This window comes from Variovorax sp. YR750 (genome assembly GCF_900109805.1).
GTDB lineage: Bacteria > Pseudomonadota > Gammaproteobacteria > Burkholderiales > Burkholderiaceae_C > Variovorax > Variovorax gossypii.
In genome coordinates this window covers 43,214-59,490 of record NZ_FOBJ01000008.1, presented here as the reverse complement: position 1 = coordinate 59,490, position 16,277 = coordinate 43,214, and the positions used below count along the sequence as shown (strand labels likewise).

The window sequence follows — 16,277 nt, the reverse complement described above, 5'->3', positions numbered from 1 at the left end:
AAGTAATGGAACGAGCATGAGCGTAACCACCGGAAGAAACGTGGTCGTCGTCGGCACCCAGTGGGGCGACGAAGGCAAAGGCAAGCTGGTCGACTGGCTGACGGAGAGCGCCCAGGGCGTGGTCCGCTTCCAGGGCGGCCACAACGCGGGCCACACGCTGGTCATCAACGGTGTGAAAACCGCGTTGCACCTGATCCCGAGCGGCATCATGCGGCCCGGCGTCAAGTGCTACATCGGCAACGGCGTGGTGCTGTCCGCCGCCAAGCTGTTCGAGGAAATCGAAGGGCTGGAGAAGGCCGGCGTCGAGGTCCGTTCGCGCCTGCGCATCAGCGAGGCCTGCCCGCTGATCCTGCCGTTCCACGCTGCGCTGGACATCGCGCGCGAGGCCTACCGCGAAAAGGGCGGCATCGAGAAGATCGGCACCACCGGCCGCGGCATCGGCCCGGCCTACGAAGACAAGATCGCCCGCCGCGCGCTGCGCGTGCAGGACCTGAAGCACCCCGAGCGCTTCGCCGCCAAGCTGCGCGTGCTGCTCGAGCTGCACAACCACGTGCTGACCCAGGTGCTGGGCGCGCCCGCCATCGACTTCGACGAAGTCTTCAACGAAGCGATGAAGCACGCCGAGCTGCTCAAGCCCATGATGGCCGACGTCTCGCGCGAGCTGAACGACGCCAACCGCGACGGCGCCAACCTGCTGTTCGAAGGCGCACAGGGCACGCTGCTCGACGTGGACCACGGCACCTACCCGTACGTCACCTCCAGCAACTGCGTGGCCGGCAACGCCGCCGCCGGTTCGGGCGTGGGCCCGGGCATGCTGCACTACATCCTTGGCATCACCAAGGCCTACTGCACGCGCGTGGGCGGCGGTCCGTTCCCCACCGAACTCGACTGGGCCACGCCCGGCACCCCGGGCTACCACATGAGCACCGTGGGCGCCGAGAAGGGCGTGACCACCGGCCGCAGCCGCCGTTGCGGCTGGTTCGACGCCGCGCTGCTCAAGCGCTCGGCGCAGGTCAACGGCCTGTCGGGCCTGTGCATCACCAAGCTCGACGTGCTGGACGGCCTCGAGAAGCTCGAGCTGTGCACCGGCTACGAGCTCGACGGCGAAACCACCGACATCCTGCCGATGGGCGCGGACGAGATCGAACGCTGCACGCCGATCTACGAAACCCTCGAAGGCTGGAGCGAAAGCACCGTGGGCGTCACGCAGTACGACAAGCTGCCGATCAATGCGCGCCTCTACCTGCAGCGCATCGAGCAGGTCACCGGCGTGCCGATCCACATGGTGTCGACGAGCCCCGATCGCGACCACACGATCATGATGCGCCACCCCTACCTGGCCGACTGAACAAAGAGAGAGGAAAAGAAAACCCCATGTTGACCGAAGACGGCAAGCATCTCTACGTCAGCTACGACGAGTACCACAACCTGATCGAGAAGCTCGCGATCAAGGTGCACCAGTCGGGCTGGCAGTTCGACACCATCCTGTGCCTGGCGCGCGGCGGCATGCGGCCCGGCGACGTGCTCTCGCGCATCTTCGACAAGCCGCTGGCGATCATGTCGACCAGCTCGTACCGCGCCGATGCAGGCACGGTGCAGGGCCACCTCGACATCGCCCGCTACATCACCACGCCCAAGGGCGAGATCGCCGGCAAGGTGCTGCTGGTGGACGACCTGGCCGACTCGGGCCACACGCTGCACGCCGTGATGGACATGCTGCGCAACAACTACCCGCCCATCACCGAGCTGCGCAGCGCCGTGATCTGGACCAAGGCGCTGTCGACCTTCACGCCCGACTACCAGGTGGAATTCCTGGCGACCAACCCGTGGATCCACCAGCCCTTCGAAGGCTACGACTCCATGGGCGCGGAGAAGCTGCTCGAGAAGTGGTCGGTCTGATCCGGCCACACTGGCGCCGGCCTACCCGGCGTCGGTGAACATGGCGGTGTAGCGCCGCTGCATTTCCTCCGGCGTCAGCTTCTCGATGCTGTGCCCCACGTTCCAGCGATGGCCGAAGGGGTCATGGAAGACGCCGGAGCGTTCCCCATAGAACTGGTCCTGCGGCGCCATGTCCAGCGTGGCGCCGGCGGCGACCGCGCGCGCCACCACCGCGTCGGCATCGTCCACGTGCAGGTGCAGCGAGACGGACGTGTTGCCCAGCGTCTTCGCGCTGAGGATGCCGAATTCGGCGAACTCCTCCGAGATCATCAGGATCGCGCCGTTGTGGAAGTCCAGCTCCGCGTGGCCGATGCGGCCGCTCGGCTCGGTCAGGCGGAAGATCTCTTTCACCTCGAAGACCTTGCAATAGAACTCGATGGCTGCCTTGGCGTCGTGGACGCAGAGGTACGGAAACAGTTCGTGGATGGCCATGGCCTTGTTGTCCCTTCAGTTGAGATGGGCGCGATTCTGGAATTCGCGACGCTTCGGGTCTTGAACGAATTTGACCTTGCCGACGCGCAGCCCGGTCAGATCTGCACGTGCCGTGAAGACGCAGGCGCCGCGCGCCGATAGGCCTGGGGCGACATGCCGGCGATCGCAAGGAACTCGCGATTGAAGTGCGCCTGGTCGCTGTAGCCGGCCTCCAGCGCCAGCTCGACCCAGGGCCGGGCTGGGTCCAGCACGAACTGTCCCAGCACGCGATCGAAACGCAGCATGCGCGTGTACTGCTTGGGCGCGATGCCCGTCATGCCGCGGAACAGCTCGATGAAGCGGCGGTGGCTGTAGCCGCTTTGCTTCACCAGTTCGCGGATGGCAACTGCCTGCCCGTCGTCGTCGGCGCTGGACAGGCTCGCCAGCGCCTGTGCCACCGCAGGGTGCAGGCCATGCATGGCGCGAGCGGCCAGGCGCGCACTCAGCAGGGCCTCGAGGATCGCAAGCTGGTGCTCCAGGGAGGTCGCACCCTGGAGCTGTTCGAGCGCGAAGCCCGCGTCGGCGCCCCAGAGCGCATCGAGCGGCGTGTGGCATTCGGCCAATGCGTCTTCGGGGGCACCGAGCAGCGCCCGCGCCGCACCCGGGTGCAGCATCACGCCGACCGAGTGTGTCTGGATCGACACGTCGCGCACGAAGAAGGCGGAGCGGGCGCCGCCCACCATGGCGTGGCCCACGGTGAAGCCATCGGCATCCGCGCCGTTCCGGAAAAGACGCAGCGGAGGACCGCCGAGCCGGAACACGAGATGCATGCCGCCCGTGGGCAGCACATGCTCGCGCGCGCCCGGTCGCTCGACGGGTTCCCCTGCGGGCGCAGAGGCCCACATCAGCCGGACGAAGGGTCGAAGGCGCGGGGAGGGCAGGCGTGTCAGCTGCATGCTGTCCCTATCTATCGGCCCGGGAGCCGTTCGAAGATGGTCGCGTCCTCGGGCAGGTGGTGGAAGGCCTGCTTCTCCTGCGTCCAGAACACCATGTCGGCCTTCCCGAAGGCGCCGGGGTCATCCAGCGCACCTACCTTGACGATCAAGCCACCGGGGGCCTTGGGCGAACGGGAGGCCACATGCACGCCGCATTCGGCGCAGAACTCGCGCGCCGGTGCGTCGGACGCGTCCGCGCGGGCGAATCTGCGCGGCTCGCCGCGGGTGTATCGGAAGGCCGCAGCCTCCAGGCCCACGAACAGGTTGCCGGCGCCTCCCGAAACTTTCTGGCAGGTCCGGCACAGGCAGAGCCCGCGTATGCGCACCGGCCCGTCGATCTCGAATCGCAACGCACCGCAGAGGCAGCCACCGGTCAGGGTCATTCGCAGGTTCCAGCTTGGTTGCCGGATTCTGGCAAGGGCATGGACCGCGCGCAAATCGGGGCTCCGTCGCCGCAGAAAGCGCCGCAGGCAGGCCTGAGCGGCAGGCCCCGGATTCGATCCACTAGCATCTGCACATGAGCAAGCCCTCCACGACCCTGATCCACCACCCCTACGTTCCGCCCGCAACCTTCGCCGCGCCGCAGCCCGGCGTGTTCAAGGCGTCGACCGTGTTCTTCGCCGACGTGGCCGCCATGCGCGCGCGCGACTGGCGCACCAAGGCCGGCTACACCTACGGCCTGCACGGCACGCCCACCACCTTCACGCTGGAGGAGCGCCTGGCCACGCTCGAAGGCGGCACCGAATGCCTGCTCGTGCCCAGCGGGCTCGCGGCCATCTCGCTGGTCTCGTTCGCCTTCCTGAAGACGGGCGACGAGGTGCTGATCCCCGACAACGCCTACGGCCCGAACAAGGCGCTGGCCACCGGCGAGCTGGCGAACTTCGGCATCACCCATCGCCTGTACGACGCGATGAACCCGGCCGACCTCGCGGCCAAGCTGTCGGATCGCACGCGGCTGGTGTGGGTCGAGGCGGCGGGCTCGGTGACCATGGAATTCCCCGACCTGCCCGCGCTGGTGAACATCTGCCGCGCACGCGGCGTGATGACCGCGCTGGACAACACCTGGGGCGCCGGCCTGGCCTTCGCGCCCTTCGATTTCAACGGCAGCGGGCAGGGCGTCGACATCTCCGTGCATGCGCTCACCAAGTACCCCAGCGGCGGTGGCGACGTGCTCATGGGCAGCGTGACCACCCGCGACGAGCGCCTGCACCGCGCGCTCAAGCTCACCCACATGCGCATGGGCTTCGGCATCGGCGTGGGCGACGTCGAGACGCTGCTGCGTTCGCTTCCGAGCATCGCGCTGCGCTATGCCGCGCACGACCGCGCGGCGCGCGAACTGGCAGGCTGGCTCAACGGCTGCGAGGAGATCGCGCAGGTGCTGCATCCCGCGCTCGAGGACTCGCCGGGCCATGTCCACTGGCGTGCGCTCTGCGGTGAAACCAACCTGGCCGCCGGGCTGTTCTCGGTGGTGTTCGACGAGCGCTACAGCACCGAGCAGGTCGACCGCTTCTGCGACAGCCTGCAGCTGTTCCGCCTCGGCTACTCGTGGGGCGGGCCGATCAGTCTCGTCGTGCCCTACGACATCGGCCTGATGCGCGACGCCAGCGTGGCGCGCTGGCCCTACAAGGGAACGCTCGTGCGTTTTTCCATCGGCCTGGAGGACGTCGACGACCTGCGCGCCGATCTGCAGCAGGCCCTGGCCCGGATGTAATAAACCGCTTCCCATGGCCCGGGGCGCGTCGTGGGGTACCCTCCCGGGACTGCACCGTTATCGCTTACAGTAGGCCACGTGCAGTCACCCTGACTGCCGCGCCTAAGGAGAAGCAGTGGCAACACCCAACTACGGCTACGAGAAGCGCCAGAAAGAGCTGGCCAAGAAGAAAAAGAAGGAAGAAAAGCTCCGGGAAAAGGCGAACCGCAAACTCAATCCGAGCAGCGACGGCCTGGCTCCTGGAGACCCGGAGACCGATGTGGCTTCGCTCGAACGCGATCCCCCCACGGTTCCCGAGTTGCCTACCAAGAACGGTTGATTCGCTTCTGGCGTGCCAATCAAAAAGCCGCTGCGGGCCTGCGCCCGCGGCGGCTTTTTTCATTGCTTCGGCAGGAGCTTGCGCAGCTCGGGCCAGACGTTGTCGAGCAGTCGAGGCTGCGCGGCCGCCGTAGGGTGGATGCGGTCGGCCTGGAACAGCGAGAGCGCATCGGGCGCGTCGGCCACGCCCTTGAGCAGGAAGGGCACCAGCCCCGACTTGGTCGCCTCGGCCACCTTGGAGAACACCGCCTCGAAGCGCCGCGTGTAGTCGCCGCCGTAGTTCGGAGGCACCTGGATGCCGACGATCAGCACCTTCGCGCCCGCAGCCTGGGCCGCCTTGGTGATCTGCATCAGGTTGTTCTCGGTGTCGGTGAGCGGCAGGCCGCGCAGGGCGTCGTTGGCGCCGAGCTCGAGCACCACGAGGCTGGGCTTGTGCTGCGCGAGCAGCGGCGCGAAACGTGCGCGCCCGCCGGAACTGGTGTCGCCGCTGATGCTGGCGTTGACCACGGTGGCCGCGACCTTCTGCTGCGCAAGCCTTTTTTCGAGCAAGGGTACCCAGCCTTCGCCGCGCTTGAGGCCGTACTCTGCGCTCAGCGAATCGCCGAGCACCAGGATCACCGGCTTGCCCGAAGACGAAGATGTCTGGGACTGAGCCTGGGCCTGTGCCGCGGTCGTCCATAGCCCCGCGCCGCCGAGCGCGGTGGTGGTCAAGATAAAGTCACGTCGATTCAAAACCAGAGCCTTTCCATGTCCCAACCCCCGTCTGATGCCATTGTCGCCGTCGAGCATGTGTTCAAGTCCGTCACCGATTCGACAGGCACGCTGGACATTCTGCAGGACATCGATTTCACCCTCGGCGCGCGGGAAACCGCCGCCATCGTCGGCGCCTCGGGCTCCGGCAAGAGCACGCTGCTGTCGATCATCGCGGGGCTGGACACGCCCACGCGCGGCACGGTGCGCATAGCGGGTGAAGACATCTTCGCGATGAACGAGGACGAGCGCGCCGCCCTGCGAGGCCGCCATGTCGGATTCGTGTTCCAGAGCTTTCAATTGCTGGCCAACTACACGGCACTCGAGAATGTGATGCTTCCGCTGGAAACGGCCAACCGCAAGGATGCCCGCAAGGCCGCCACCGAAATGCTCGGCCGCGTCGGCCTGGGCCAGCGGCTCGGGCACTACCCGAAAGTGCTCTCCGGCGGCGAACAGCAGCGCGTGGCGCTGGCCCGCGCCTTCGTCGTCCAGCCGGCGCTGCTGCTGGCCGACGAGCCCACCGGCAGCCTCGACTTCGCCACCGGCGAGCAGGTCATGCAGCTGATGTTCGACCTGAACCGCGAGCTCGGCACCACGCTCGTGCTCGTCACCCACGACCGGGGCATCGCGGCGCGTTGCGAACGACGTATCACCATCGAGGCCGGGCGCGTCGCTCTTAATGAAAAAGTGGCTCTGGCGCCCGCCTGACAAGCGCAATAAGCTATGAAACATAAATAAAGCGCCCGTCACTTTCGAGGAGATATTCATGGAGGAGCTTCCGCCCGACGCCGTCCTGGCGCTGCAGCGCGGCAGGATGATCGAGGCCATCAAGATCGTGCGCAGCCGCACGGGCGTGGACCTCAAGTCGGCCAAGGAAGCTGTGGACCGGTATGCCGACCGGCTGGAAAGAGGAGAGGACGACAACGAAGGCGGACGCTGCGTTCCCACCGCGGCCATGCAGGATCGCGGCTTCGCATCGATGCCGTCCACCGCGCTCGCTGCCCTGGCGCAGGGCAACAAGATGGAGGCCATCCGCCTCACGCGCGAAGCCACCGGGCTGAGCCTGTCGGCCGCCAAGCGGCTGGTCGACAACCACGACGACCCCGCGCTCGGCAGCTTCGGCCCGCTGACCCAGCACATGCCCCGGCGCCCGATGGCCGAGCCGGGCCGCGTGCAGGGCGACGGCTACAAGTGGCTGCCGATCCTGATCATCCTGCTCGCGGCGGTCCTGGTCTGGCTGCTGTTCGGCGGAAAGGCCTGAGGCGATGATTGTTCCCCAGTTCTGGGCCGAAGGCCGCGTCCAGGAGCGCGTGGCCGGCAAGCAGGTCACCGTGCGCCGCTACGGCTGGTCCGACGAGAGTCCCGTGGCCGCGCAGGCGCACGCCGACCAGCGCACCCGCGAAGCCTTCGACCGCATCGTCCACAAGGGTGAGAAGCTCGAACTCCGCGAGCGCAAGATGCCCTACAACGGCGCCGACGGCGTGCCGATCCGCGAGGAAATCGTCGAGCGCCAGGGCGACACCGTCATCACGCGCAACACCTACGGCGCGCGCTGCCTCAACACGCCCGACGTGCTGTTCGTCGACATCGACTTCGAGGAGCCCCTGCGCGGCAGCGTGTTCGGCTTCGCGCTCGTTCCGGCGCTGATCGCCGGCGTGGTCGGCGGCTGGGCCGCCAGGACCTGGCTGGGCGGGCTGATCGCGGGCATCGTGGTCTTCGTCGTGGCGTGGGTCATCGGCCAGCGCAAGAAGCGCGGCGAGCACAGCGGCAACCCCGCACCCGAGAAGCGGGCGGCGGAGCGCATCGCACGTTTCATGCAGCAGCATCCCGACTGGCATCTGCGTATCTACCGCACCCCCGCGGGCTTTCGTTTGCTGGCGATGCACGACGTCTTCGACCCGGCCGCTACCGCGGTGGCCGATTGCTTCCATGCGCTGGGCGTCGACAAGGTCTACGCACGCATGTGCCGCAACCAGAACTGCTTTCGCGCCCGCGTGAGCGCCAAGCCTTGGCGCGTGGGCATCGGCGACCACATGCGGCCCCAGCCGGGCGTGTGGCCGGTATCGCCCGAGAAGCTGCCCGCGCGCGACGCCTGGATCGCCCGCTATGAAAAGGCCGCCCAGGGCCACGCCGCCTGCCAGTACCTGGAGAGCGTGGGAAACGCTGCGAAAGTGCATCCGAACGCGCTGGCAGTGCAGGAACTGCACGACGAGCGCACCCGCGCGCTCAGCGGCCTGCCGATCGCCTGAACGCGCACGGCGGGCCGGCCCCGAGGGGGCAGGGATAATCCACGGATGTCTTCCCCCAAAGTGATCTTCGGCTTCCATGCCGTGGGCGTGCGCCTCAAGACCGCGCCGAAGTCGGTGCTCGAAGTGTTGTTCGACGCCAGCCGGCGCGACGCGCGCATGAAACAGTTCCTCGCGCGAGCGCAGGAAACCGGCGTGCGACTCATCGAGGCCGACGGCGCGCGGCTCTCCAAGCTCAGCGGCAGCCACGGCCACCAGGGCGTGGTGGCGCGGGTCGAGCCCGTGGCCCAGGTCCGCTCTCTCGACGAACTGCTCGAAGGCCTCGAAGAGGCCGGCACCGTGCCCCTGCTGCTGGTGCTCGACGGCGTGACCGATCCGCACAACCTCGGCGCCTGCCTGCGCGTGGCCGACGGCGCCGGCGCGCACGCGGTCATCGCCCCCAAGGACCACGCGGCCGGCATCAACGCCACCGTGGCCAAGGTGGCGAGCGGTGCGGCCGAGACGGTGCCGTACTTCATGGTCACGAATCTCGCGCGCACCCTCAACGAGCTCAAGGAGCGCAACATCTGGTGCGTGGGTACCAGCGACGACGCGCCGGGCACCATCTACCAGAGCGACTTCAAGCGCCCGCTGGCGCTGGTGCTGGGCGCCGAGGGCGAGGGCATGCGGCAGCTCACGCGCAAGACCTGCGACGAGCTGGTGAGCATCCCGATGGCCGGCGCGGTCGAGAGCCTGAACGTCTCGGTGGCCAGCGGTGTCTGCCTCTACGAGGCACTGCGTCAGCGCAGCGCCTGATCTCTTTCTCTGCTCTTTCCTGACTCTTTTCCGGTTCTTTCCTAGCCCCGGGGCAGCGACCTGCCCTTGCGGTGGAAGTAGACGAGTTCCGCCATGCGCCGCATCGGCGGCGTGCCCAGCAGGCGGTTGAACATCCAGTCGTTCTGGAAATGATCGAAGGCCCAGCGCAGCGTGCGCTTGAGCCTGAAGCCCGGGTAGCCGCGCACGAACCACGTGGCCGGGTCGCCGACCTCGCCGCGCACGAAGCGCGCCACGGCCTCGCCGGCGCCTTGCCCGTGCAGAAGGGCCGTGTGGATGCCGCCGGCGGTCACCGGCGACACCATGCCCGCTGCATCGCCCACCAGCAGCGCCCCTTCGCGCGCCACCACCGGCAGCACGCCGCCGCAGGGGATCATTCCCGCGCGCACCGCGACGGGCGGCGCGTCGCCGGGCGTGACCACCGGGGCGATCTTGCGCAGCAGCGGTTCGAGCCTCAGCGCGCCCGCATCGTCGTGCACCATGCGGCGCGCCAGCCCGATCTGGCTCACGCCGACCCCTTCGAGCGCCCAGCCGATGTAGCCGGGCGCGAGCTTGCGGTCGATGAAGCAGTGCAGCAGGTCGGGCGCCATCCTTGCGCCCTGGTATTCGTGCTCCACGCCGTAGAGAAAGCGCGTGTTGCGCGACAGGCCCAGTGCCTTGGCGACGCGCGAGTGCGGGCCGTCCGCGCCCACGAGGTAGGTAGCCGTGATGCAGGGGCCGTGCGTCAGCGGCACTTCCCAGCGGCCGTCGAGCCACAGGGCCTGCTCGAACAGCATGCCCAGCCGCACGTCGACGCCGCAGGCGCGGGTCGAATCGACCATCCAGTCGAGCAGGGCGGGCGCGTCGGTGGCCCAGAACCAGTAGCCGGGCGCATGCAGGTCGACGTGATGCATGTCGGGGGCGTAGAGCCGCACGCCCTCGATGCGGCGCACCAGCGCGGGCGGCACCTCGGCCAGCCAGGGCACGCTGTCGACCGCGTCCTTGACGATGATGCCGGTGGTGTGCAGCTTGGCGCCGGCCGCGGTCTTCTTCTCCAGCACCATCACGCTGAGGCCAGCGAGCGCCGCCGCCCGGGCACAGGCGAGGCCCGCGAAGCTGGCGCCGACGACGAGCAAATCGACCTTGAGATGGCCCATGCCGTTGCCGGCAGCAGAGGCCGGTGCGGGCGCCGCCGAAGAGGCGGAGGGAAGAAGCGGGGAAAAGAAGGTTGGAGATGTATGCATGGGGCCGCTGACTTGAAGCAACGCGCACCGCCTCTCGCGATGCGCGCTGCGAAGTTAGCGACCCTCTGTGCGGGCGGCGTGAAGCCCGCGTGAACTCAGGAAGGGTCCTTGCCGCGCGTGCGGCCCACCGCGCTGAAGATGCCGATACCCAGCAGGATCACCGCGCCGATGCCGATGTAAAGCGTGGGCACGCCGGCCACCGAGGCACCCCAGGCGACGCCGGCCAGGAAAATCAGGAAACCGATCATGTAGAGCGCGAAAGACATCGTCGTTCCTCCGGAAGTCGAGATGTCTTGCAGTATTCCGGCCGGCGCCGCCCGCAGCACCGGTGCGCGCCGAATGTGAATGTGGGAGCTTGCCTACCTCGGGGGTACGCCGCCCCCGTGCGCCGCCTATTCCGGGCTCGCCACCAGCAGATAGCGGCAGGCACCGCGCCCCAGCGCCTTGAAGACCAGTGGACGGTCGACTCCGAAGTCGAGGCAGTCTCCCGGTGCGAGCTCGAAGCGCTCGTCGCCGTAGTCCACCCGCAGTTCGCCTTCGAGCATCCACAGGCATTGGCGATACGGCTTGCCGCTCCATCGCGGGTAGTCGACCTGCGCCGAACGCGGCAGTTCGATCTCGACCATCTCGACGCCGCTGCCCGCCTGGCGCTCGGCGACCTGACGCCGCAGATAGCCCGCTTGCGGGTCGCGCCAGACCTCCTGCCCGGCGCGCGTGCGCAGTCGCTTCGGCTGCGCTTTCTCCTCGGTCAGCAGCTGCGCCAGCGCCACGCCGAGCCCGGCCGCCAGCTTTCCCAGCAGCACGGCGGTGGGACTGCTCTGGGCGCGTTCCACCTTGGAAATCATGGCCTTGCTCACGCCCGAACGCTCGGCCAGGTCGGCGAGGCTCAGCCCCTGCGCCTGCCTCAATGCCAGCAGCCGGGTGGCGATGAGCATGTCGATGTTCGGACCCGGGGTGTCGACGGGAGATGAATCGTTTCTCATATGAGATTATTATTCTCCTATATTGAACGAAATTTCAACGAAACCCGAACGAGGAACCGCACCATGCGTCTCATCTCCTGCACCGAAGAAGCCCACTCCGCCGCGATCCTGGCCATCCTCAACGAGGCCATCGTCACTTCCACCGCCCTGTACGACTACAAGCCGCGCAACGCCGAGAACATGGTCACGTGGTTCGCCACCAAGCGCGCCAACGGCTTCCCGGTGATCGGCGCGGAGGACGACAGCGGCAAGCTGCTGGGCTTCGCGAGCTACGGCACCTTCCGCGCCTTTCCCGCCTACAAGTACACGGTGGAGCACTCGGTCTACGTGGACAGCGCGCATCGCGGCGCGGGCCTGGGCCGCACGCTGATGGAAGCGATCATCGAGGAGGCCGTGAAGCGCGACGTGCACGTGATGGTCGGCGCCATCGACGCCGCCAACGCCGGCAGCATCGCGCTGCACGAGCGCCTGGGTTTCGAGCACTCGGGCACGGTGCGGCAAGCCGGCTTCAAGTTCGGGCGCTGGCTCGACGTGGCTTTTTACCAGCGCATCCTTGCGACGCCATTGAACCCGGTCGACGGCTAGTTCAGGACGAAGAAGCGCATCACCACCTCGGCCGGGTGGCGCACGCCGGCCCCGGTGAACATGCGCTCGTTGATCCACTTCAGCGAGGCCGAGGCGGTCTCGAAGCGCGGGCTGCAGCGGAAGTACACCTGTGACGGATCGACCGGCTCGCCGCGCAGCAGCCTGGCCATCGTTTCGGGCGAGGCCGAACGCAGGGCGCTGTTTTGCACGTAGACCAGGTCGCCTGCGTCGGTCTCGAGGCTGTAGCGCGCGTCGAGTTCGGAGAGCGTGTCGCTCACGATCAGCTGGAAGTCGCTGCCGCCGGGCAGCACGCGAGCCCGCCAGCCGTGGCCGATGGCCTCGCCGCCGGTGATCGGCACCACGCGGCGCAGCCCGCGCGGGCCATTGCCCATGACCTGCGGCACGCCCACCTCGACGCGCAGGTCGACGAAGTGCTCCAGCGTGGGCGCCGCGATGGCGTCGAACACGCTCATCAGGCCGCGGGCTTCGCCGTCTCGGCGCTGGCGCGGTCGAGCATTTCGATGGTGCCCGCGTCGAGCTTCAGCTGCGTCGCGACCACGAGTTCCTCGAGCTGCGCGATGGAGGTCGCGCTGGCGATGGGCGCAGTCACGCCCGGTCGCGCGATCTGCCATGCGATGGCGACCTGGCCCGGCTTGGCGTTGTACTGCTGGGCGACCTTGTCGAGCGCATCGAGGATGCGCAGGCCGCGTTCGTTGAGGTACTTCTTGGTGGTGTTGGCGCCGCGCGGGCTCTTGGCGGCATCGGCCTCGGTGCGGTACTTGCCCGTGAGGAAGCCGGCGGCCAGCGCGTAGAAGTTGATCACGCCCACTTCGCGCTTGATGCACAGCGGCTCCAGCGCGTCCTCGAATACGGCGCGGTCGTACAGGTTGTACAGCGGCTGCAGGCTCTCGTAGCGGGCGATGCCCAGGCGCTCCGACACGTCGAGCGCCTCGGCCAGGCGCGGCGCCGTGTAGTTCGACGCGCCGATGGCGCGCACCTTGCCCTGCTTGATCAGGTCGTCGAAGGCGCCGAGCGATTCCTCCAGCGGCGTATTGGCATCGTCGTCGTGCGACTGGTAGAGGTCGATGTGGTCCGTCTGCAGGCGCTTGAGCGAGGCCTCGACGGCTTCGCGGATGTACTTGGGCGCAAGGCCCACCTTGCCTTCGCCCATGGGCTTGCCGACCTTGGTGGCCAGTACCACGCGGTTGCGCTTGCCGCTTTGCTTGAGCCACTTGCCGATGATGGTTTCCGACTCTCCACCGGTGTGGCCCGGCACCCATGCCGAGTACACGTCCGCGGTGTCGACGAAGTTGAAGCCCGCGTCCAGCCAGGCGTCGAGCAGCTTGAACGAGGCGGCCTCGTCGACGGTCCAGCCGAACACGTTGCCGCCGAAGGCGAGCGGGGAAACCTGGAGGCCGGAGCGGCCGAGCGGGCGAAGTTGCGACATGTCGATGTGTTCCTGATGAAAGGGAAGGGAAGGATCAGACGAAGCCCACGGCGCCCAGCACCGCGCCGGCGCCGAGCAGCCAGAGCAGGTGGATGCGCGTGCGCCAGACGATAAGCGCGGCGGCGCCGGTCAGCAGCCACAGGTGCCACGCGGGCGCATCGCCGGCATGGTTTCCGGCCGCCAGCACCCAGCCGGTGGCGATCAGCAGTCCGACCACCACGGGCGCCATGCCCTGCTTGAAGGCGCGTACCTCGCGGCGCGTGCGGTTGCGGTGGCCCCAGCGGGTGGCGAAGTAGGTGAGGGTGGTGCTCGGCAGCATGATGCCCAGCATCGTGACCATCAGGCCGAAGAGGCCGAGCACCCAAGCGTGAGGCCCCGCGCCGATGCCGCCACCCGCGTTGAGGCCCACGTTCCAGCCCATCAGCGCCACGAACAGCACGTTGGGCCCGGGCGCCGCCTGCGCGATGGCGACCGAGGAACTGAACTGCGCGTCGGTGAGCCAGCCGTGCTGCGAGACGAGATAGCGGTGCATGTCGGGCACCGTGGTGATGGCGCCGCTGATCGACAGCAGCGACAGCAGCATGTACTGCCCGAAGAGGGCCAGCCAGTCGTGCCACTGCATGACGATGGTCATGGGGCGATCCTCTTCCAGGTCCAGATGCAGGCCACGCCGCCGACCACCAGCAGCACCCAGCCGAGCGGAATCTTCAGCACCGCGATGGCCACGAAGACCAGCGCCATGAAGACCAGGCAGGTCGTGAAGCCCAGTGGGTGCTTGCGCAGCTGCGGCACCAGCTTGATGCCCGTGGCGGCGATGAGCCCGCCGGACACCGCCCCCATGCCCCGCAGCGCGGCAGCCACCTGAGGGTTGCCGGCGTAGTGCGCATACAGCACGGCCAGCGCGAGGATCACCACCAGCGGAATGGTCAGCATGCCAGCCACTGCGGCCAGCGCGCCACGCAGGCCGAAGTAGCGGTCGCCGATCATCAGGGCGAGGTTGATCACGTTGGGCCCCGGCATCACCTGCGCCACGGCCCAGTCCTCGAGGAACTGCTCGGGAGTGAGCCATTTCTTCTTCTCGACCATCTCGCGCTGGACGATGGCCAGCACGCCACCGAAGCCCTGCAGTGCAAGCCAGGTGAACGAGACGAAAAGGTCGCGCGGCGACTGCGGGTGGGCTGCGGGGGGAGACGGTTGCATGTCGAGCGATTATCGTAGGCATGCTTTCAACACGCCGGGCACCGCAGCGACAGCGCAGTGCCCGGCCGCTTCACGGAGGACATTCCAGCATGGTCACGCAACTGCGCGCGCTCTTCGATCTCTGCCGCCGGGCCTTCAATTCGTGGTCGAACGACTATGCCCCGAGCATGGGCGCCGCACTGGCCTACTACACGGTGTTCTCGATCGCGCCGCTGCTGCTGATCGTGATCGCGGTGGCCGGGCTGGTCTTCGGGCAGGAGGCCGCGCGCGGCGAGATCTTCGCCCAGCTCTCGGGCCTGATGGGCGAGCAGGGCGCGGCGGCGGTGCAGGGCATGCTGAAGGCCGTCAACAAGCCGGCCGAGGGCATCGTGGCCACGGTGATCGGCATCGGCCTGGTGGTGGTGGGCGCCACCACCGTCTTCGGCGAACTGCAGGACGCGCTGGACCGCATCTGGCGCGCGCCGGCCCGCGTCAAGAACAAGGGCCTGTTCAACATGCTGCGCGTGCGGCTGCTGTCGTTCAGCATGATCATGGGCATCGGCTTCCTGCTCATGGTGTCGCTGGTTGCGAGCGCCGGGCTCGCGGCGTTGGGCAAGTGGTGGTCGCCGGTGTTCGGCGCGTGGGAGACGACGGCGCAGCTCGTCAACTTCGTCTTCAGCTTCGCGATGGTGACGGCGATCTTCGCGATGATCTACAAGATCATGCCGCGCGCCAAGGTGCAGTGGCGCGACGTGTGGGTGGGCGCGGCGGTGACGGCGCTGCTCTTTACCGTGGGCAAGCACCTGATCGGCCTGTACATCGGCAAGAGCAGCGTGGCCTCGGGCTACGGCGCTGCGGGCTCGCTGGTAGTGGTGCTTGTGTGGGTGTACTACTCAGCGCAGATCTTCCTGCTGGGCGCGGAGTTCACCTGGGTCTACGCGCGCACCTACGGCTCGATGAAGGACACCAAGGGCATCGCCGAGCTGAACCCCTCGCCCACGCGCGAGGTGCCGCTGCCGCACAACGACGAGTGAGCGTCGCTGTCTTCCTGCTCAGCCGGCGAAGCCGCCTTCGTCCAGGAACTTCTGCTCCTCCGCCGTGCTGGTGCGCCCGAGCATGCTGTTGCGGTGCGGAAAGCGGCCGAAGCGCGCGACGATGTCGCGGTGCAGCACGGCATAGCGCTGCGTGTTGTCGTCGAGCGCGGCGTTGAGTTCGACCGAGCGCTCCTGTTCGGCCAGCACCTCCGAGTGCATGAAGGGCAGGTAGAAGAAACGTTGCAGCACGGGCTCGCACTGCCGGTCGAAGCCCGCTTCGATCGCCTGCTTCGCCACGGCCAGTGCCTTGCCGTCGGTGGCCAGCATGTGTGCATTGCCGCGCCAGGTGTTGCGGGGAAACTGGTCGAGCAGCACGAGCAGGGCCAGCGCGCCTTCGGCGTCGGACGCCCAATGATCGAGCTCGCCACGGGCTGCCGCCTGGTGCGCCTGCGAGAAGCGCAGGGCAAAGTCGGCGTCGAAGGAATCGTTCTTGGCGAACCAGCGATCGGGGCCGGCTTCGCGCCAGAAATCGACCACGTTGCGGGCGGTGGGGAGGTAGGTGGAAGTCATCGTTGCATTCTCTTTCAGCCTCTCGCCGCCGTTCAGCGGCTCTTGCAGCCGTCTCGGGCCCTCCGGCGGCCATC

The 16,277-nt window shown here is 67.9% G+C and carries 22 protein-coding genes; 10 read left to right on the top strand and 12 right to left on the bottom strand.

What is annotated here, in order from left to right:
• Window positions 1–16: 16 nt before the first annotated feature.
• Together BMY35_RS17500 and BMY35_RS17495 are read left to right on the top strand one after the other, a co-directional pair.
• Window positions 17–1,348 carry an adenylosuccinate synthase gene (locus BMY35_RS17500; protein WP_093201541.1) on the top strand — a complete coding sequence of 444 codons (1,332 nt, stop codon included), beginning with the start codon at window positions 17–19 and terminating at the stop codon, window positions 1,346–1,348.
• Between the two features lie 26 nt (window positions 1,349–1,374).
• On the top strand, window positions 1,375–1,899 hold the full coding sequence (locus BMY35_RS17495; RefSeq protein WP_093201538.1) for a phosphoribosyltransferase: 525 nt from the start codon (window positions 1,375–1,377) through the stop codon (window positions 1,897–1,899).
• Between the two features lie 21 nt (window positions 1,900–1,920).
• Here the strand turns inward: BMY35_RS17495 and BMY35_RS17490 are convergent, their stop codons facing one another.
• From BMY35_RS17490 to BMY35_RS17480, 3 genes are all read right to left on the bottom strand, one after another.
• Window positions 1,921–2,370, bottom strand: a complete 450-nt coding sequence (locus BMY35_RS17490; protein ID WP_093201536.1) for a VOC family protein — start codon at window positions 2,368–2,370, stop codon at window positions 1,921–1,923.
• Window positions 2,371–2,465: 95 nt separating this feature from the next.
• Window positions 2,466–3,305, bottom strand: coding sequence for a helix-turn-helix domain-containing protein (locus tag BMY35_RS17485; protein ID WP_093201533.1), 840 nt, complete (start codon window positions 3,303–3,305; stop codon window positions 2,466–2,468).
• Window positions 3,306–3,316: 11 nt separating this feature from the next.
• On the bottom strand, window positions 3,317–3,727 hold the full coding sequence (locus BMY35_RS17480) for a GFA family protein (protein WP_093201530.1): 411 nt from the start codon (window positions 3,725–3,727) through the stop codon (window positions 3,317–3,319).
• A gap of 134 nt (window positions 3,728–3,861) precedes the next feature.
• On the opposite strand from BMY35_RS17480, the gene BMY35_RS17475 reads away from it, so the two are divergent.
• Both BMY35_RS17475 and BMY35_RS17470 read left to right on the top strand, forming a co-directional pair.
• Window positions 3,862–5,055, top strand: a complete 1,194-nt coding sequence (locus BMY35_RS17475; RefSeq protein ID WP_093201527.1) for a PLP-dependent transferase — start codon at window positions 3,862–3,864, stop codon at window positions 5,053–5,055.
• Between the two features lie 115 nt (window positions 5,056–5,170).
• The gene (locus BMY35_RS17470) at window positions 5,171–5,374 is read left to right on the top strand and encodes a hypothetical protein (protein WP_093052173.1); all 204 of its coding nucleotides are present in this window, start codon (window positions 5,171–5,173) and stop codon (window positions 5,372–5,374) included.
• Between the two features lie 59 nt (window positions 5,375–5,433).
• Here the strand turns inward: BMY35_RS17470 and BMY35_RS17465 are convergent, their stop codons facing one another.
• On the bottom strand, window positions 5,434–6,084 hold the full coding sequence (locus BMY35_RS17465) for an arylesterase (protein ID WP_256228706.1): 651 nt from the start codon (window positions 6,082–6,084) through the stop codon (window positions 5,434–5,436).
• A gap of 36 nt (window positions 6,085–6,120) precedes the next feature.
• Here BMY35_RS17465 and BMY35_RS17460 point away from each other — a divergent pair, with 36 nt between their 5' ends.
• Genes BMY35_RS17460 through rlmB form a run of 4 tightly spaced genes read left to right on the top strand, consistent with a single transcriptional unit; the run spans window position 6,121 to window position 9,164 of the window.
• On the top strand, window positions 6,121–6,831 hold the full coding sequence (locus BMY35_RS17460) for an ABC transporter ATP-binding protein (protein WP_093201525.1): 711 nt from the start codon (window positions 6,121–6,123) through the stop codon (window positions 6,829–6,831).
• 58 nt (window positions 6,832–6,889) lie between these two features.
• Window positions 6,890–7,384, top strand: a complete 495-nt coding sequence (locus BMY35_RS17455) for a hypothetical protein (RefSeq protein WP_093201522.1) — start codon at window positions 6,890–6,892, stop codon at window positions 7,382–7,384.
• 4 nt (window positions 7,385–7,388) lie between these two features.
• Window positions 7,389–8,372 (top strand): hypothetical protein, encoded by a 984-nt coding sequence (locus tag BMY35_RS17450; protein WP_093201520.1) that lies wholly within the window; start codon window positions 7,389–7,391, stop codon window positions 8,370–8,372.
• Window positions 8,373–8,417: 45 nt separating this feature from the next.
• A complete protein-coding gene (rlmB, locus tag BMY35_RS17445) occupies window positions 8,418–9,164 on the top strand; it encodes a 23S rRNA (guanosine(2251)-2'-O)-methyltransferase RlmB (protein WP_093201517.1) in 747 nt (248 codons plus the stop codon).
• A 41-nt stretch (window positions 9,165–9,205) separates the two neighbouring features.
• Here the strand turns inward: rlmB and BMY35_RS17440 are convergent, their stop codons facing one another.
• From BMY35_RS17440 to BMY35_RS17435, 3 genes are all read right to left on the bottom strand, one after another.
• Window positions 9,206–10,405, bottom strand: coding sequence for an NAD(P)/FAD-dependent oxidoreductase (locus BMY35_RS17440; protein ID WP_093201514.1), 1,200 nt, complete (start codon window positions 10,403–10,405; stop codon window positions 9,206–9,208).
• Window positions 10,406–10,500: 95 nt separating this feature from the next.
• On the bottom strand, window positions 10,501–10,671 hold the full coding sequence (locus BMY35_RS38320; RefSeq protein ID WP_019653095.1) for a hypothetical protein: 171 nt from the start codon (window positions 10,669–10,671) through the stop codon (window positions 10,501–10,503).
• A 126-nt stretch (window positions 10,672–10,797) separates the two neighbouring features.
• Complete coding sequence (locus BMY35_RS17435; protein WP_093201512.1) at window positions 10,798–11,388, bottom strand: helix-turn-helix domain-containing protein; 591 nt, start codon at window positions 11,386–11,388, stop codon at window positions 10,798–10,800.
• Window positions 11,389–11,451: 63 nt separating this feature from the next.
• Here BMY35_RS17435 and BMY35_RS17430 point away from each other — a divergent pair, with 63 nt between their 5' ends.
• The gene (locus BMY35_RS17430) at window positions 11,452–11,973 is read left to right on the top strand and encodes a GNAT family N-acetyltransferase (protein WP_093201509.1); all 522 of its coding nucleotides are present in this window, start codon (window positions 11,452–11,454) and stop codon (window positions 11,971–11,973) included.
• On the opposite strand, the gene BMY35_RS17425 is transcribed toward BMY35_RS17430, so the two are convergent.
• Genes BMY35_RS17425 through BMY35_RS17410 form a run of 4 tightly spaced genes read right to left on the bottom strand, consistent with a single transcriptional unit; the run spans window position 11,970 to window position 14,620 of the window.
• Complete coding sequence (locus BMY35_RS17425) at window positions 11,970–12,446, bottom strand: DUF3237 domain-containing protein (protein ID WP_093201506.1); 477 nt, start codon at window positions 12,444–12,446, stop codon at window positions 11,970–11,972. The two genes, BMY35_RS17430 and BMY35_RS17425, sit on opposite strands and share 4 nt — an antisense overlap.
• Window positions 12,446–13,420 carry an aldo/keto reductase gene (locus BMY35_RS17420; protein ID WP_093201504.1) on the bottom strand — a complete coding sequence of 325 codons (975 nt, stop codon included), beginning with the start codon at window positions 13,418–13,420 and terminating at the stop codon, window positions 12,446–12,448. Before BMY35_RS17420 ends, BMY35_RS17425 begins: the two co-directional genes overlap by 1 nt.
• Window positions 13,421–13,454: 34 nt before the next feature.
• Window positions 13,455–14,054 carry a chromate transporter gene (locus BMY35_RS17415; protein ID WP_093201501.1) on the bottom strand — a complete coding sequence of 200 codons (600 nt, stop codon included), beginning with the start codon at window positions 14,052–14,054 and terminating at the stop codon, window positions 13,455–13,457.
• On the bottom strand, window positions 14,051–14,620 hold the full coding sequence (locus tag BMY35_RS17410; RefSeq protein WP_093201499.1) for a chromate transporter: 570 nt from the start codon (window positions 14,618–14,620) through the stop codon (window positions 14,051–14,053). Before BMY35_RS17410 ends, BMY35_RS17415 begins: the two co-directional genes overlap by 4 nt.
• An 89-nt stretch (window positions 14,621–14,709) precedes the next feature.
• On the opposite strand from BMY35_RS17410, the gene BMY35_RS17405 reads away from it, so the two are divergent.
• Complete coding sequence (locus BMY35_RS17405) at window positions 14,710–15,633, top strand: YihY/virulence factor BrkB family protein (protein ID WP_093201497.1); 924 nt, start codon at window positions 14,710–14,712, stop codon at window positions 15,631–15,633.
• A gap of 18 nt (window positions 15,634–15,651) precedes the next feature.
• Here the strand turns inward: BMY35_RS17405 and BMY35_RS17400 are convergent, their stop codons facing one another.
• Complete coding sequence (locus BMY35_RS17400) at window positions 15,652–16,203, bottom strand: DUF924 family protein (protein ID WP_093201495.1); 552 nt, start codon at window positions 16,201–16,203, stop codon at window positions 15,652–15,654.
• Between the last annotated feature and the right edge of the window lie 74 nt (window positions 16,204–16,277).